Genomic DNA, 17,318 nt, shown 5'->3' on the forward strand with positions numbered 1-17,318 from the left:
GCTTCGGCGGCAGCTGTGGCGCGCTCCTTCGCGGTGATCGGGGCCTTGGTCGCCTGCATATTCGGGAACAGCGCGATGATGGTTCCGATGAGCAGGATGTGCGCGCCCAGCCAAACCCAGTACACCAGCGGATTCAGGTGCGCCTTGATGATTGGCCGCCCAGTGTCGGGATTCGTACCCGCGAAGACCAGGTAGAGATCTTCTTTCGGAGTCGAGTGGTTTGCGACGATGGTCGACATCTGCTGGCTGGCCTTGTAGAAACGCTGCTCGGGATACATGGTCTCGAGCTTCTTGTTTCCCTCGTAGACGTCGATCATCGCGATGTCGGACGAATAGTTGGGATTGTCTTCCTGCGTGTAGGACTTGTTGACCAGCGTGTAAGGGCCGATCTGCATCCGGTCGTTGTAGCCGAGTTCCTTTTCGTTGGTCTGATTGAAGGCAAGCCCGGCGAAACCGATGATGGCAAAGACGACGCCCACGTGCACGATATATCCGCCGTAGCGGCGCGTGTTGCGGCGCGTGAGTTGCACCATGCCGGCGAAAACGTTCGAGTTGTTGTGACGGGCAATGACCCGTCCGCCACGCCAGAACTCGGACATGACCGTCGCGACGACCAGGGCAGAGAGAGAAATGGCCATCAGCGAGTAGAGATACGACACGTCCTGCCATGGCTTGAGGCCGCCAATCATCAACGCGACTGCCACGGCGATCGCGACGAGAGTGGGAATAAGGAAGTTACGCTTCAAGCTTTCGAGGGAGGTTTTGCGCCACGCCAGCAGCGGGCCGACAGCAGTCAGCAGCAAAAGGAACATCGCAATCGGTACGTTGACCTTATTGAAGAATGGCGGACCGACCGTGATCTTGGTGCCCTCCACCCATTCGGAGAGGACCGGGAACAGAGTTCCCCAGAGCACAGCGAATGCGGAAACGAGGAGCAGGACGTTGTTGAAAAGGAAACTGGATTCGCGCGAGACCAGCGATTCGAGGCGATGTTCGCTCTTCAGGTGATCGCGATTGCGGATGAAGAAGAACACGCACGTCGCGAAAATGATCGCGAGGAATGTTACGAACCACGGTCCGATACCCGACTGTGCAAATGCGTGTACCGATTGGACAACTCCGGAGCGCGTCAGGAATGTTCCGAAGATGCAGAGCAGGAACGTGCTGAAGATGAGCCACATGTTCCACATCTTCATCATGCCGCGTTTTTCCTGCATCATGACCGAGTGCAGGAAGGCGGTGCCGGTGAGCCAGGGAAGCAGGGAGGCGTTTTCTACCGGATCCCATCCCCAGTAGCCGCCCCAGCCGAGAACGGAGTAGGCCCAGTGCGCCCCAAGAAAGATGCCACAGGTCAGGAACAGCCACGCGACCATCGTCCACCGACGAGTAATGTGGATCCATTTTTCGCCGGGGTATTTCGTGATCAAGGCGGCGAGGCCGAAGGCGAAGGGCACGGTCATTCCAACGTAGCCGAGATATAGCATGGGCGGGTGAATGACCATTTCCGGATACTGCAGCAGAGGGTTTAGGCCGTTGCCGTCCGGCGGGATTGTGCCGCTGACGAGCGCGAACGGATGCGCGGCAAAGTTCACCAGCGAGAGGAAAAAGATCTGGACGCCGGTGACGATGACCGAGGCGTGAGCGACCAGCCAGGGATCTATCTTATGGCGAACGCGCAAAACCATGCCGTAGATCGAGAGCAGCCAAGTCCAGAAGAGCAGGGAGCCTTCCTGTCCGGACCAGAGCGCGGCGAACTTGTAGGCGATAGGCAGATTGCGATTGCTGTGGTGGAGGATGTACGCCAGTCCGAAATCATTGCGGAAGGCAGCAATGACCAATGCCAGCGCGGCTGCTGTGGTGGTGACAAAAATGGCGATTCCGGCGCGGCGGGCGGTTTCGCCCAGACGCTCGTCTTTGCGAACAATGGCGACGATTCCGGCAACGAAGGCGTAGACGCTAAGCGCCAGGGCTAGAAGAAGAGTAAAGCTGCCAATTTGGGGCATGGGTTAAAAAGGGGAGTGCCACCCTCGGGACATTATTCTTTCAGAAATGAACCGGAGCTACAACCACACCCAAGATGTAGATGCCGAGATTCTGCTTTTGGTGGAAAACTTTACGCAGATTATTGCGAATTAAGGTTTTCGTGCACATCTTGACAACCGACGGGCGGGGGCGCAGAATCCTATCCTTAGGCGAATAAAAAGCGAATATCAGACCGGCCCCAAGTACCTCCTCCTCGGCTGCTTCTGATCGCGCTCCTCGCCCCACTTCCTTCTCGAGGTGCCCCGTGTCGTCCATACCTTTATATATACCCGTCTCTTCGAGCGCCGAATCTTTAGCGGAGCGGCTTAAGGCGATTCGCACCAGCCTTGGGGGACTTGGCGGACGCATGCTACCGGCTTCGGAACTTCCGGAGCGGGTTGCGCAATCGACGGTCTCGACAGGGATCGCTTCCGTCGATGCATTGGCGGGAGGACTGCCGTGCGGGGCGCTGACGGAAATCTTCGGACCGCCGTCTTCGGGAAGAACCTCTTTGCTGTTTTCCGCGCTGGCCGGGCTCACGCAACAGGGACATGCGTGCGCGCTGGTGGACGTCAGCGATAGCTTCGATCCGCTCTCGGCAGAAAAAGCCGGGATCGAATTGCGACAACTGCTATGGGTGCGATGCAACGGTGTTTTCGCGCGAAAAGAACCGACGCACGTTACGCGATATGTCGAAAACGATTTTGGAGTGCATGAGGCGGTGGAGATTCGGACGGATGCGGCAGAGTCTCCGGCACGTGCGGCGAGGAAACTGGCGTTCCGGCGCTTGGAGCAGGGGCTGCGTACGGCAGATCTCTTGCTACAGAGCGGTGGGTTCAGCATGGTTGCCCTCGATGCGGCAGATGTCAAGGCGGAGATTGCGCGAAAGGTGCCAATGACGACGTGGTATCGCTTTCGACGCGGCGTGGAAAATACGCCGACCGCATTCGTATTGCTCACGCGTGGCGCCGTCGCGACCGGCTGCGCGTCGCTGAGCCTGCGCCTTGAACGAACATCGACGCGAAAAAAAATGGTGCAGAACGCGGTAGAGCGGGCATCGCATGCGGCGGTGCTCGATGGAATGAATGTGGCGGTAGAAATGGTTCGAGGCGGGTCGGGGGAGAGCAGCCGCAAAAAAACTGTGCAGAGGGCGGAGTTTATCAGTACCCAGGATTCAGCAGCCAGCATTCAGTCATAGAGCGCGGGAACTATGTTCGCTTGCATTTTCATTCCGGATTTCACGGTTGAGGCGGTGCTTCGCGCCGAACCGATGCTGCGCGGGCGGCCGGTTGCGGTGCTTGAAGGCAAGCCTCCGCTGAGCTACGTGGTGGGTGCGACGGAAGCGGCACGGCGGCTTGGTGTCGAGATCGGGATGACGAAGCTGCTGGCAGAAACGTTGAAGTCAACCGAAGAACCGAAGATCGGGAGAACCGAAGGACAACTGAAGAACCGAAGATCGGGAGAGCCGAAGAATAAAACCGCAGAAAATAATAACGAAGGGCAGAACTTCACCCCGAATTGTTTTCCGCATGATAACGAACGCGAAGAGCGGACGCGGCGGCCGCATGCGCAGGGGACGTACGAGGCGACGTATGGGCGGATGAATACGCGCTTTGGGCTGTATCGAACGAAGATCGACGCGGACGAGTTGAATGAGAATTGTGAAGAGGTCGAGAGTCGCGAAGAAGAAGTAGTAACGAAGAACGAAGGACGAAGGACGAAGGACGGAGAGCTTATTCTGCGCAACCGTTCCGCTGCCGCAGAAAGCTCCGCGCATGCTGCGCTTCTCGACGCGGCACATGCGGTTTCGCCGCGCGTGGAGGATTCGGCTGTGGATACGGTGGTTCTTGATATCAGCGGACTCGATCGGCTGTTCGGGACCTCGCAGCAGGTGGCGCAGGAACTGGTGCGGCGAGTAACAGATGTCGGCTTGGTTGCGAACGTTGCGGTTGCAGAAAATCCCGATGCCGCGGAGCATGCAGCACGTGGTTATCCCGGAGTAACGATTATTCCTGCGGGACAGGAAGCGCAACGGCTCGGGACCCTGCCGCTGCAGGTTCTTTTTTCGGCGGAACGAAGCTCTTTGACGCGCTCGGCTCGACGGTGCGAGGAACAGCGCAAGGCGAGCGAGCGTTTTGCGGCGATGCAGGCGACGCTCGATCGCTGGGGAATACGCAAGTTTCGCGCGCTCGCGGCATTGCCTGCAGTTTCTCTTTCCGAGCGGCTTGGGACCGATGGCGTACGACTTCAAAAGCTGGCGTCCGGTGTGGCGGCGAGAGAACTTGTGCTCAGCGAACCGGTCCAGAGGTTCGAAGAGACGATCGAGTTGGAATATCCGGTAGATGTTTTGGAACCACTCGCATTTCTTTTGGCGCGGATGCTGGACGGTTTATGTGCGCGGCTTGCAGCACGGGCGCTTGCGACAAATGAGTTGCAATTGCGTATGAAGCTCGAATACCGAACGGCGGATGAAGTTGCGAAATCGGAAGCGGAGTTGGCAGGGGAGCCTGTCGTCGAGCGGAAACTCGCGCTGCCTGTACCGATGAACGATGCGCGACTGTTTTTGAAACTGCTGCAACTGGAACTCTCGGCTTCGCCGCCGGGAGCGCCGGTCACGCAGTTGTGGCTTATTGCGGAGCCAGCGAGGCCTCGCACTGGACAGGCCGGATTGTTTCAGCCACTCGCGCCGGAGGCGGAGAAACTGGAACTTACGCTGGCACGGCTGCACAAACTCCTCGGCGTAAGAGAGCAGATACGGGCAGGGTGCGCCGAGATCGTGGATACACATCAGGCGGATCAGTTTGTGGTGAAGAGATTTCAGCCGGAGAAACAGTGTTCTCCGTTCTTCGTTCCTCGTTCTTCGTTGAATAGTTCCCGGTTCCCAGTTTCCAATTCCGAGTTCTCAGCAAAACGATTCGCTGGGGAAGCGGAGGCGTCCGCATGTTTTTCATTGCGACGATTTCGTCCGCCCCTTGCCGCTGAGGTTGAAGTGCGCGACGGCGAACCGGTTCGCGTGAGTTGCGTGGAACTGGGTGCGCGGGATCCGTTGCACGAGAACGTAGTTTGGGCGGCGGGGCCGTGGAGAAGTTCGGGGAACTGGTGGGAAAAAGCAACCGAAAAACCGAAGATCGGGAAAACCGAGGAACAACCGAAGAACCGAAGATCGAGTGAACCGAGTAACAACAACGACGAACGACGAACGACGAACGACGAACCAACTGGGAACCGGGAACTGGGAACTGAGACCCGTAGTGTCGTGAAATGGGATTCGGAAGAGTGGGATATTGCGCTGGCGCTGACTCGGCGCGGTGCTTCGCGGCGTGAACGAGCGACAGAGATCGGGCTGTATCGCTTGGTGCGCGATCGTACAGCGGAGCGCTGGAGCGTGGACGGGGTCTATGACTGAGTGCACGAGTGAAGAAGAACAAAAGGTGCTTCGACTCCGCCGCGCAACAAACGCGCGGCGCCGCTCAGGATGACACGGCAATTCGTAACGGACCATGTATACGGAACTTCATGCGCGTTCGGCATTCAGCTTTCTGGAAGGCGCTTGCTTGCCGGAAGAACTTGCGGCAGTTGCGGCCGAGTATGGAATGGGAGCTGTCGCAATTGTGGATCGCGATGGTGTGTATGGTGCTCCGCGATTTCATGCGGAGGCACAGAAAAGAAAGATCAAGGCGCATATAGGGGCGGAGATAACGCTCAGAGGTAATTCACCAGATAAAACCAATTCACCACAGAGACACAGAGACACAGAGAAGAAGAGTTCAAAAAGCAAAGATATAGAGAACTCTGTGCCTCGTTGTCTCGGTGGCGAATCGCGTCTTCCGGTAATCGTGGCATCGCGGGACGGGTACCAGAACCTTTGCCGGCTGGTTACGCAGATGAAGTTGCGCGTGCCGAAGAATGATCCGTGCTTCACATGGGAAGAGGAGGTCGCGAAATACGCGAAGGGGCTCATCTGCCTCACGGGGGATGACGATGGGCTATTGGCGCGTGCTCTGGAAGATGGCGGAGTCGCCGAAGGGCGCCGCACGGTCGAGCATCTGACGGAGATCTTTGGTCGCGAAAATGTTTATGTCGAATTGCAACGGCATTATGTGCGCGAAGAAGAGGCGCGCAACCAGGCCACGGTCGAGATCGCACGCTCGCTGAAACTCCCCCTTGTGGCCACGAATGGCGTGCGTTATGCATACCCCAGGCAGCGCGAGGTGCTCGATTTCTTCACTGCTATTCACAATCACCGCACCCTTGCGAATGCCGGGAGACTGCTTTCACGAAATTCGGAGCGCTACATGAAATCGCCGGCAGAGATGGCGCGACTGTTCGCCGACCTGCCGGAGGCGATTGCGAACACGCAGGAGGTTTCATCTCGCCTGGAGTTCACGCTAAGAGATCTTGGCTACGAGTTTCCGAGGTACCCGGTGCCGGATGGCGAGACGATGGCCTCGTTTCTGCGCAAGCGCACGGCGGAGGGAGAACGCGAACGCTACGGCAGGCGCGACCGTGAGTTTCGGGAACGCGCGCACCGGCAGATCGAACGCGAACTCGCGCTGATCGAGAGGCTCAGGCTAGAAGGCTACTTCCTGATCGTGTGGGACATTGTGCGCTACTGCCGCGAGCAGGGGTTCCTGGTGCAGGGGCGAGGTTCGGCGGCGAACAGCGCTGTCTGCTACTCGCTCGGAATTACGGCAGTTGATCCGGTGGGGATGGATCTGCTCTTCGAGCGTTTTCTTTCGGAAGAGCGAGGCGAGTGGCCCGACATCGATCTCGATCTTCCCAGCGGCGACGAACGCGAGAGCGTGATTCAGCATGTCTATGAGCAATATGGAAGGCTTGGGGCCGCGATGACAGCCAATGTCATTACGTATCGCGGGCGGTCGGCGGCGCGCGAGGTTGGCAAGGCGCTGGAGTTCGACGAAGACACGCTGCAGCGCGTTTCGAGGCTGGTGGGTACGTGGGAGTACAAGGCGCCGGAGGATACATTGCAGGCACAGTTCCGGCAGGCGGGTTGCGATCTCGAGCATCCGCGCATGCGCAAGTATTTGGAACTGTGCATGGCAATCCAGGATATGCCGCGACACCTGGGACAGCATTCGGGGGGAATGGTGATTTGCCAGGGGCAACTCGATTCCGTCGTGCCGCTGGAGCCGGCGTCTATGCCGGGACGCGTGGTGGTGCAGTGGGACAAGGAAGATTGCGCGGACATGGGCATCGTGAAGGTCGACCTGCTCGGGCTTGGCATGATGGCAGTGCTGAAAGATTGCCTCGGGCTGATTCGCGATCACTATGGAGAAAATGTTGAACTTGCGCATATCCCGGCTGACGATCGCAAGACCTATGCGGCCATTCAGAAGGCGGATACCGTTGGCATGTTCCAGATTGAGAGCCGAGCGCAGATGGCTTCACTGCCGAGACTGCGGCCGGAGCGTTTTTACGATGTCGTGATCCAGGTCGCGTTGATCCGCCCGGGGCCAATCGTCGGTGAGATGGTGAATCCATACATCAAGCGCCGGCAGGGGCGTGCGCCGGTCGAGTATCCGCATCCCTCGCTGGAGCCGATTTTGGAACGAACGCTGGGCGTGCCGTTGTTCCAGGAGCAACTGCTGCGAATGGCGATGGTTGCGGCTAATTTTACGGGTGGAGAGGCGGAGGAGTTGCGGCGCGCGCTGGGGAAGACACGCTCGTACATGGATCGGCGGATGCAAGAGATCGAGGTGAAACTGCGCGCGGGAATGACCGCGAATGGTCTGGCGAAAAAAGCGCAGGACGAGATCATTCAGTCGATTGTTTCGTTTGCGCTGTATGGCTTTCCGGAATCGCACGCCGCGAGTTTCGCGCTGATTGCATATGCCAGTGCTTATTTGAAGACGCATTATCTTGCCGCGTTCACCGCTGCCATCCTCAACAATCAGCCTATGGGTTTCTACCACTCGTCTACGCTCATCAAGGATGCACAGCGACACGGGTTGCGAGTGCTTCCGGTGGACGTGGTGAAGTCGGAGTGGCAGTGTACGCTGGAGAAGTTCCCAGTTCCCGGTTCTCAGTTCTCGGTTGGTTCCTCGTTCTTCGTTCCTCGTTCTGCGGAAATCGAAAAGCGTGAATCGTGGATTGTGGATCGTGGATCGGAAGTCAACGACCGGGCGATGCCACACTACAACGAAGAACGAGGGACGAATAACGAAGGACTCTGTCTCCGTCTTGGTTTTCGTTATGTTCGCGGCATGCGGGAAGAGGCGGCGCGGGCAGTGGTGCGCGAGCGAGAGCGTGCTCCGTTCGCGTCGATTGCTGACCTTGCGCAGCGTGTGCCCGAGCTTCGCAAGAATGAACTGGTCACGTTGGCGGATATAGGTGCACTCAATTCTCTAGGCAAAATCACGCAAGAGGGATTGCCAGGAGTCATGACTGCGCCCCAAACGAAGATTCCGGTTGGGAAGCGGGGAAGGAGAGTTCCGCAATTCCATCGGCGGGACGCGTTATGGCAGGCCGAGGCTGCCGCACAAGCGGTCGGCCCGTTGCTCGAAAATGTTCCGAAGCCGGATCATGCGTCGCCGCTGGCGGCAATGACGCCTACGGAACGCATGGTGGCCGATTTTCGCGGAACGGGAGTAACCGTTGGGGCGCACCCCATGACATACCATCGCACGCGACTGAGAAAGCTAGGGGCACTCACCGCAGTTGAGTTGACAGAGGTCCCGAACGGGCGTCGCGTGCGGGTTGGCGGGACTGTCATTGTGCGTCAGCGGCCGGGAACGGCGCGTGGATTCGTATTTCTGAGCCTCGAAGACGAGAGCGGGATTGCGAACGTAATTATTACCCCGGACTTGTTTCAGAAGAACCGTTTGCTCCTGGTGAGCGAGCGGTTTCTGCTGGTTGAAGGTTTGTTGCAGAATGTGGATCGAGTGGTATCGGTGAAGGCGGACAAGGTATTGCCGCTGCGGGGCACAGAAGTCGCGCTGGAATCCCACGATTTCCACTAGCGTGAAAAGATTTGCACTACCCAAAAAGTGAATGCTTCGCAAGTTCCTGCAACGAAAGCGCCATCTGCTACCCCGGATTTTGACCTTACTCCGCTCAATTCACAGGCGATTGGAGTTACTATTGAAGAGGGAGCCGGCACGGCGGATTTCATTTGGCTCCCGGCATTCTTAAGAAATCGAGGAGTTTTAGGGCAATGGCGAAAGAGAAGAAAGCGACCGGCGAAGTACCCAGGAAGCGCACATCGCGCAAGACTCCGGTTGCAGTTGCGCAGGAAACGGCGCAGCAGGTTCCGGAGAATGGAAACGTCCAGGCGATGCAGGCGTCCGGCAGCCAGCGCAACGGTTCTGACGAACTGATTCGCCAGCGGGCATATGAGCTTTGGGAACAGCGTGGGCGTCAGCATGGGCGAGACGCCGACGACTGGTACCGGGCGGAGTCGGAACTCCGTGGCAAGTCAGCCTAAGCTGGAACTCATCGCTGTGAGTCAGGTCCTCCTGATTGACGACAACCCGCTACAACTGCGCGTTCGCGAGACAATACTGCGTGGCGCAGGGTTCCAGGTATCGATAGCGACTACCGCGGAGAGCGCGTTATCGCTGTTGCGGGTTGCGACAAATAAATTCGGCGTCATCGTTACAGACCACGTACTTCCGGGTGCCAGTGGCGCCGAATTCGTACGCGAACTGCGCAGAGTAGACGCCACTACGCCTGTTGTGGTCGTTAGCGGCATGCCGGATGTCGCCGAGGAATACGACGGACTCAATGCGGTTGTACGCCAAAAACCCTTACCGCCGCAGGAACTGATTCAACTGGTTCGCGAGCGAATGCCCGACTAGCGCTCCTGCAGAGTTGGCGCGGCATCAAGGGTTTGTTATAGTTTTAGAGTACCCGCACGACTCTCCTGCGCGGGCTGCCGGGTAGCCCGGCGCTGCGCGAGTTGCCGGGCCGGTCGGCACGAGAGTGGCGCTATCGTCTAGGGGTTAGGACGGAAGATTCTCAATCTTCAAACCCGGGTTCGATTCCCGGTAGCGCTACCAAGACTTTCCGAAGTTGTTGATTCCAAAAAGATACTTGGTTCTCTCTGGTCCATGTGCCTATTCGTGTGCCTATTTTTGAGCTCATAAATAATGTCAGCAATGCTCAAAAAGCTAGCTGCGAGACGGTATTACATGGGGGAGTAATCCCAGCTGCTGGCGCAGAGCGAAGGTGTCGCGGTAGTGACGGCCTGCCGGGGAAAGTCATTGGCGGAAAGGGAACTCCCCGGAAGTTTTCAACCTGCAGCAACGGTCGAATCGTCAGATGGTCAGCGTATCTGTTGGTACAAAAATGAGATCGGAGGGGCACTCCTACTCAGGAACAACTCAACATTTGGGTGCACAGATGGATGGAAACACCTTCTACTCTCACACGATCGATTCGAAATCACCCCTTGCTTCAATAGGTTTGTGGATCTGTTTACTTGTTCTCCCCGGGTGGTCTCAGAACAATGCGATTCAAATTGGTTCGGCCGTCCAGGTGAGCAAAGCGCAGGAGAAGTACCTGATGCGGGAGGTGCTCGTTTCGGCGGACCCACAAAATCCAAACCATCTTCTCGGATGCGGGATTGCCTACGACGAGTCGCGAAATCGCGAGTGGACGGTAGTCTACGTTTCCAAAGATGGAGGCAATAGCTGGAAGCCCACGTTGTCGACGGACAACTTTGAAATGTCGGGAGACCCGGCCTGCGCGTTGGGAAGGGGCGGGCTCGCAACCCATATGGCTATGGCATTTGAGAAGTTTCCACCGGAGAACAACAAGTACGTTCTTCGAGTTTATCGTTCGACCGATGGCGGCGAGACTTGGCCCTCGTACACCGATTTGCCGATGAAATTTCAGGGTATCGATCGAGAGTCTGTGACGATCGATACGAGCGAGAGTAAGTACAAGAATCAGATTTATGTTTCCGGAACGACTCACGTGCGCGATTTTGACGGCGGAACGAAGGGTGGCTTGGCAGTATGGACCTCCGCCGATGGTGGCAAGAGCTTCCTCGGCCCAGCTAAGCGTGCAGACTCCGGCGAACACTACGTCCTTGATACAGGGAACAGTGCGGTGTTGTCGGACGGCACGCTCGTGACCGTTTTTGGGGACCTGAAGAAATCAGACGGACTATCGGTAGCCGAAAGCAAGCCGGGAGAGCCAAACGCAACTTTGCTCGCGGTTCGGACAACCGACGGTGGGGAGTCTTTATCGCAAGCCGTCAAAGTGGACGACTTCTATATGATCAATATCTGGAATCGGCGCGGGGAGCCACCCGCTCATTCCGGACCCATGCTCGCCGTCGACAGTACTAAAGGCCCATTCAAAGACCGCCTTTACGCCATTTGGTCCGACAATCGGGACGGGCGAGGGGCTATCCGCCTGTCATATTCAACCAGCAAGGGGAAGACGTGGTCGAAGTCCGTGGTGATCGATGACGTACCAGGCCCAGTTGTCGAGAACAGTGGGCCTGATAATTTTCAACCGACGGTTGCGGTCAACAAGGATGGAGTTGTGTTGGTCTGCTGGTATGACCGGCGCGACAATCCCGACGGCCTGAGTTGGTACGTTCGAGCAAGAGCTTCACTCGACGGTGGTGAAACATGGTTACCGAGCGTGCGTGTATCTACGGAGCCAAATGTGTTTTCCGCGTCAACGAAGATGTTCGTGTGGGCCAATGCAGAACAGCCAAAAGCCGTGTCAACGTGGAAAGACGACGACAGCAGTTCTTCCGATGCTTCCATTCCAAAGCCGGTTGAAGGCAATCCTGCGCGGATGACTGTAGCCTTTAGTCCACGCCAGTTCTTCGCCGGTGACTATGCCGGGTTGACGGCAGATGCGGCTGGTACTTTCCACGCTTTCTGGATTGATAACCGAACCGGGTTGCCGCAGATATGGACAGCTCCAATCCGGGTGTTCGGAAAAGCCGTGATGAACGGGGACCCCTCTCTTTCCGCCTTCAAAGATGTTTCCAGCGATGTGCGGATAAAAATTGTTGGAAACAGCTATGACCGTGTCTCAAACACACTCACGATTGCTGTTCAGCTTGAGAACAATTCGAAGGAAGTGATTCGGGGACCGATAAAGCTGCGGCTCGTCAGTTTAAGCTCACCCCTGGGGAACCCGTCTGTGGCGAACGCCGACAACGATATTTCCAATCCGGGTGCGGTCTGGGACTTTACACCGACATTGAAGAACAATGAGCTTCAAGAAAAGGAAGACTCGGCTACCAAAGACCTCATCTTCAAGGTGGATCATCCCCTCCCGCTCTTGGATAACGGGCTGGTCCGACCGGATCTAATTGTTGGAGACATCCGCGTATTGGCCTCGGGATCACAAGTGAATAAGGGAGAGAGACCGTAGGAGCAAAATAGGGGACAAATCCCTCCCCGGCTCGCGCCCGCAACCGTTGGAGCTCCCCCCTGGGGGAATTCACGGTTGCGGTACATTTTCACTTCGGGGGCAACTCTTCATCTTCGCCTTGGTGAAGGTGCTGCGAGCATGCGGCTCAATTCCAGAAATCCTCGAAACAGCATAGGACAGACGTCCAAAAACTCATCTGGTACAGCGCAGCAGAACGGCGGGCAAACCTTCTTGTGGCGCTTCTTCTGACAGGCAAACAAAAGAAAGGTGAATGATGAGACATTTCCACTCCCTGTGGTTGGCCTGCATTTTTGTAAGCATAGCGGGTTTGACGTTTACGCGGAATTCGCAGGCTGCTGAGCAGCACCTCATTGCCAAGTACCACCTCGATGAGGGGAGCGGGGCCTCCATCGCTGATTCGTCCGGGAACAAGCACGACGGCTTCATTGTGGGCAATGTGAGCTGGACACAAGGAATACACGGTAAAGCCATCGTGCTGGATGGCTTGGATCGTCTTCAAGTGCCCGCCTCCGTGGCCTTCAATATCGGAAATCAGGTCTCCGTCTCTGCCTGGATACGAGGCCACGCGAGCAAATTCCGCATGGTCGGGCTTCCCTCAACCTACTCTTCGTTGCGGGGGCCCTATTTTCAGGTATGCGGAGACACCATCTATTTCACCGCGAATTCCGATCATGCCTCCGCTGACAATCCAACTCTTTCGCAGGATCCGGTTCTGAAGAAACTTCCAGCGTTTCCCTGGAACGACTGGCACCTCTGGACCGGAACCACAGATATCAACTTGACGCACTACCATGACACACGCAGGACCTTCTCGCCCCATACCGCAGTAGAGCCCAAACTCCAGGTAGCGGGTAAACGGATCTACTACGAGTACTTCGGCGAGGACGAAAACCACGCGTGGCAAATTTATACCGCGCAATCCAATCTTGATGGTTCCGGCTGGAAGTCCACCCAGCGCACTTTCGAACCGGATGGTTACAGGACCGAGCAGGAAGGCAATCTGCAAGTCGCAGGCAAGCGCGTGTACAACGCTTGGCCGGAGAAAGATGGAAAGGGTGATTGGCAGTTATGGACTTCAATCTCAAATCTGGATGGTTCCCATTTTAAGCCCACTAAACGGACAGTAAATGGAGGATGGATTCCCAACCTGCAGGTGGTTGGAAATCAAGTGTTTTATATGTATCCCACCATTCGCGAATTGGCCAGGAAGAAGTTCGCGGGCACTTCCGATGAAGATCAATATTTTGCTGTTTCCGATCGAGATGGTAATCACTGGCGGGTCATTCACGCCATCAACCACATTGCATATATGCCTAGTGGTTGGGGTTCGTTCCAGGTGCACGACGGAAAAATCTACTTCGAATACAGCCAGGACATCGGCGAACGTGGGGGCTATCTGTTCACAGGCTCGATGGACCTGGACGGCGGTAATTTCCACTCCATCCAAAGAACCAGTGGCGATGACCTGGCAGGCCCCACCTTTAACAGCATTCAGATACTGGGCAACAAAGTCTATTACACCTATAACCTGAGGCACACCTCGAACACCATCTCGGAGCTGGCCAAAGAGGCCATGGGGATGACGAACCTTGGCCGCGAAGGACTGCAAATCTGGACGGCCGAGTCCAATCTTGATGGATCCGGTTGGAAAGCTACCCAACGAACCGATGGTTCCAAGGACATTGTTGCGGGATACCGCGGAATCGAACTGGTTGGCGGAAAACTCTATTTGGCGGCGATGGAGTTCCCACATTTTCGCGAAGACCCGGTGCGCATGTATCCCATGATGGCGACCGCCGGAGCGAACATCGTGAGCAAAGGCAGCGCTTTCGGAATTGGCCTAACGGAAAACAATGAGGCGCGGGCCTTTGTAAACGGCGGTCTTGATTACCTGGCTACTGCACAAGCACCCACCAGTACGGGAGGGGCAACCGCCGATTTCGCGGTTGACGGCGCCTGGCATTTCCTGACCATGACGTACGATGCCTCCATTTTGAAGTTGTACGTTGACGGTCGGCTTAGAACCTCAGCGCCCTATAAAGAGAAAGTCATCACGAACCCATTCCCCCTGATCATTGGAGATGGGTTCCAAGGCGAAATTGACGAGGTTTCTGTTTACGACCGTGCTTTGAGCGCCAGCCAAGTGCGAGACCGATACGAGAAATTCCGTCAGGGTTCAACGGCAGGAAATGCCCCAGTCAGCCACTGATTTCGGCGGCCTGGATCGTAGTGCAACTGATGAGTACGAGGCTGACTGGCTGGCAGCAATCTTCGTTATTTCAAGTCTGCGAGGGAACTGAGATGTCCCGAATCGTGGCAGTGTGTCTGCTGGCTTCCGTTGTTGCGATCGCAATCAACGCCAATGCGCAACCGCAGCATCGTTTCAGCGTCGATGACCTCCTTAGGTTGGAGAGCGTAGGCGCTGCAAAGGTGGATCCTACTGGGCATTGGCTGGTATACGAGCGAGCGCCGCGTTATGACCAGCTTCCCGATTACAGTGTCGGTCGAATCGGTACCTGGAACTCTACCGGGGGATGGCTGATGATCGTCGACCTGACCGCGGCAGAACCTTCTCCCAAGCTCCTGTTTAAACCCGATCCGAAGAAGATGTATTGGATCGACAGCTTCTCGCCTGACGGACAGTCGCTCGCGTTCTATGCGGCGGAAACAAAGAGGCTAAGTACCTTCGTTTCTGGGGCGAAGGGCACTCGCCGTCGAGTCCGGCCAATATCCGATACATGTGGCAGCAAATCTTCCAGTGGTATGCGAAATATCTTAACGAAGGACCACAAGCAACAAGCGCAACCAGAGCGAAAGCGCCAGTTGCAAGGTCGCGCGCAGCAAACTAACGATGAAATAGAGAAATGCGGGTTATTGGGGACAGGGAAGGCCTTGACGACAAAGGCTGACGATTCATGTCCGAGAATTTCTTCCCTTGCGGTACAGATCCCTACTCCAAGGGGCAATCTCTAAAGACAACTCTTGGCTGGCAAATTCGCATGGGTGATCCTCGCACGGTTGCTGCCGCCTGCCGTCGAGCGATTCGCCGCAATGGGGATCTCACATGACCATCCTGGAACGACGGTTTCTCTTTCTCGTGTTGTTTATGGCGCTGTGTCATGCAGGTTTTGGTCAGGACATCACGGTTGGCCCTTCAGTAACTGTTTCAGCAGATGCCCCCACCGATCCACACGGTGAGTCTTTCTACGCGATCAATCCCAAGAATTCCAACGATCAGATTGCAGCTTCGTGTCGCATCAGTGACGACGGCGCCGGGGTGAGCGGGTACGTAACACACGATGGCGGGAAGACCTGGGGCCGGATTCCGTTGCCCAAGGACCTTTCACACGGTTGGGATGTAATCACGTACTTCGATGGCTCTGGCAATGCCTATTTCGCTGCAAACGACCGAAACGGCCTTTGGATAATCCGATCGTCGGATGCCGGCCGAACGTGGTCTGACGAGACACTGCTCCAGGGGATAAAAGGTTTCGATCGACAACAGATGGCGTTCGATCGTGGCGGAAGATACGCCGGGAGGATCTACGCGGGAGCAACCGGAACATCCGTTGGCCTCGACGGAAAAGACAGAGGTGTTCAGGCAATCGCATTCTCTAACGATGGAGGAAAGACATACAGCCAGCCGCGACTGATCACCGGTTCCGATAAGGAACAGATGTTCGCGATGTCGAACATCCTGGTCGGTCCGGATGGAACGGTCATTGTGCCCTTCTGGACTTTCGAGGAACTTCCTTCGGACATGCCGACGTTATTTGATGGAAACGCACCGGACCGGGAAATCCGCAATCGTCGATACTTGCGCGTCGCGATCTCGGGTGATGGCGGGAACACATACTCCGTCACCAATCCGGTTTTCCAGACGAGTTGGGTATTTCGAACAAACGCCGGTTTCAAACTCGACAAAATCCAGGGTAATGGCTTCGCCGCGGTGGACCTCTCACAAGGACCGTTTCGCGGGCGCGTGTACGTGGTGTGGGTAGAGACTGCCGGGGATCGTCACGACATTCGGGTAATCCACTCGTCCGACGACGGCCGGACCTGGTCGAAACCGGTTTCGGTTCCGGATGATCACGGGCCTGTCGACGACGCGAATCCGACGATTGCCGTCAACGACCGCGGCATCGTCGGGGTTACATGGAATGACCGTCGTGCTCACAAGGACGCTTGTTATGAGTTGTATTTTTCCGCTTCCCTCGATGGCGGCGAAACGTTTTTGCCGAATGTGACGACGGGAAGGAAGCCGACCTGTCCACTGGCTCCCGGTAATTGGAAGCCCAGCGCCGGGATCAGTGCCTATCCGAAAACGGATGCTGGCGTGTCGGTCGAAGGACAAGGACTCAATGTCCTGATGATATCGACGCGATTTCCGGGTGGCGGCGATACACAAGGCCTCGATGCAGATTCCAACGGTGTCTTTCATGCTGGTTGGATCGATGGATCTTCCGGCGTAATGCAAATTGCGGAGACATCATTTTCTGTCGCCGGCGATGTTCACCAACCTGTAGCGCAGAAGAGGGATGTCAGCATCCAGGTGAAACTCGTTGCAAAGAACTGCGGATTTGACTGGAAGTCCGACAATTTCACCTGTCGCATGCACCTCGAGAACAAATCGCCTTTGCCTGTTACTGGACCTTTCTCGGTGGAACTGCAGACTGTTCGGGTCAATTTGAAGGACTTCCAGGCTGACAATGCCGACAACCACCAGGGGGCGGTAGGGGCAGCGTGGGACTTCGGGTCCGAACAGTTGAAACCCGGGGAGGCTTCGCAAGAGCGCGAATTTGTTTGGCATTTCAGCGGCATTCCGACCGAGCCGGAATACCCCTTCATGATGTTCAAAGTAGTCAGCGACACGACTGACAACAATGAACGAGCTGCGAACGCGAAATAAGCGG

The 17,318-nt window shown here is 56.5% G+C and carries 10 protein-coding genes and 1 tRNA gene; 10 read left to right on the forward strand and 1 reads right to left on the reverse strand.

Going from position 1 to position 17,318, the window contains the following annotated elements:
* Positions 1-2,003 (reverse strand): heme lyase CcmF/NrfE family subunit (locus ROO76_02715; protein ID MDT8067058.1); only part of this gene is annotated, 2,003 nt, incomplete at its 3' end.
* 284 nt (positions 2,004-2,287) lie between these two features.
* Between ROO76_02715 and ROO76_02720 the strand changes: the two genes are divergently transcribed.
* From ROO76_02720 to ROO76_02765, 10 genes are all read left to right on the forward strand, one after another.
* Positions 2,288-3,220 carry a hypothetical protein gene (locus ROO76_02720; GenBank protein MDT8067059.1) on the forward strand — a complete coding sequence of 311 codons (933 nt, stop codon included), beginning with the start codon at positions 2,288-2,290 and terminating at the stop codon, positions 3,218-3,220.
* 12 nt (positions 3,221-3,232) lie between these two features.
* Positions 3,233-5,428 (forward strand): hypothetical protein, encoded by a 2,196-nt coding sequence (locus tag ROO76_02725; protein MDT8067060.1) that lies wholly within the window; start codon positions 3,233-3,235, stop codon positions 5,426-5,428.
* A 94-nt stretch (positions 5,429-5,522) separates the two neighbouring features.
* Complete coding sequence (locus tag ROO76_02730; GenBank protein MDT8067061.1) at positions 5,523-9,002, forward strand: error-prone DNA polymerase; 3,480 nt, start codon at positions 5,523-5,525, stop codon at positions 9,000-9,002.
* Between the two features lie 194 nt (positions 9,003-9,196).
* Positions 9,197-9,466, forward strand: coding sequence for a DUF2934 domain-containing protein (locus ROO76_02735; protein MDT8067062.1), 270 nt, complete (start codon positions 9,197-9,199; stop codon positions 9,464-9,466).
* On the forward strand, positions 9,450-9,839 hold the full coding sequence (locus ROO76_02740) for a response regulator (GenBank protein ID MDT8067063.1): 390 nt from the start codon (positions 9,450-9,452) through the stop codon (positions 9,837-9,839). The genes ROO76_02735 and ROO76_02740 overlap by 17 nt, the downstream gene beginning before the upstream one ends.
* Positions 9,840-9,965: 126 nt before the next feature.
* A tRNA-Glu gene (locus tag ROO76_02745) sits at positions 9,966-10,040 on the forward strand.
* A gap of 478 nt (positions 10,041-10,518) precedes the next feature.
* The gene (locus tag ROO76_02750; GenBank protein MDT8067064.1) at positions 10,519-12,384 is read left to right on the forward strand and encodes a hypothetical protein; all 1,866 of its coding nucleotides are present in this window, start codon (positions 10,519-10,521) and stop codon (positions 12,382-12,384) included.
* 271 nt (positions 12,385-12,655) lie between these two features.
* On the forward strand, positions 12,656-14,614 hold the full coding sequence (locus ROO76_02755) for a LamG domain-containing protein (GenBank protein ID MDT8067065.1): 1,959 nt from the start codon (positions 12,656-12,658) through the stop codon (positions 14,612-14,614).
* A gap of 92 nt (positions 14,615-14,706) precedes the next feature.
* Positions 14,707-15,378, forward strand: a complete 672-nt coding sequence (locus ROO76_02760; GenBank protein MDT8067066.1) for a hypothetical protein — start codon at positions 14,707-14,709, stop codon at positions 15,376-15,378.
* A gap of 91 nt (positions 15,379-15,469) precedes the next feature.
* Positions 15,470-17,314, forward strand: a complete 1,845-nt coding sequence (locus ROO76_02765) for a sialidase family protein (GenBank protein ID MDT8067067.1) — start codon at positions 15,470-15,472, stop codon at positions 17,312-17,314.
* Positions 17,315-17,318: the final 4 nt, after the last annotated feature.

It is taken from the genome of Terriglobia bacterium, assembly GCA_032252755.1.
Classification (GTDB): Bacteria; Acidobacteriota; Terriglobia; order Terriglobales; family Acidobacteriaceae; genus JAVUPY01.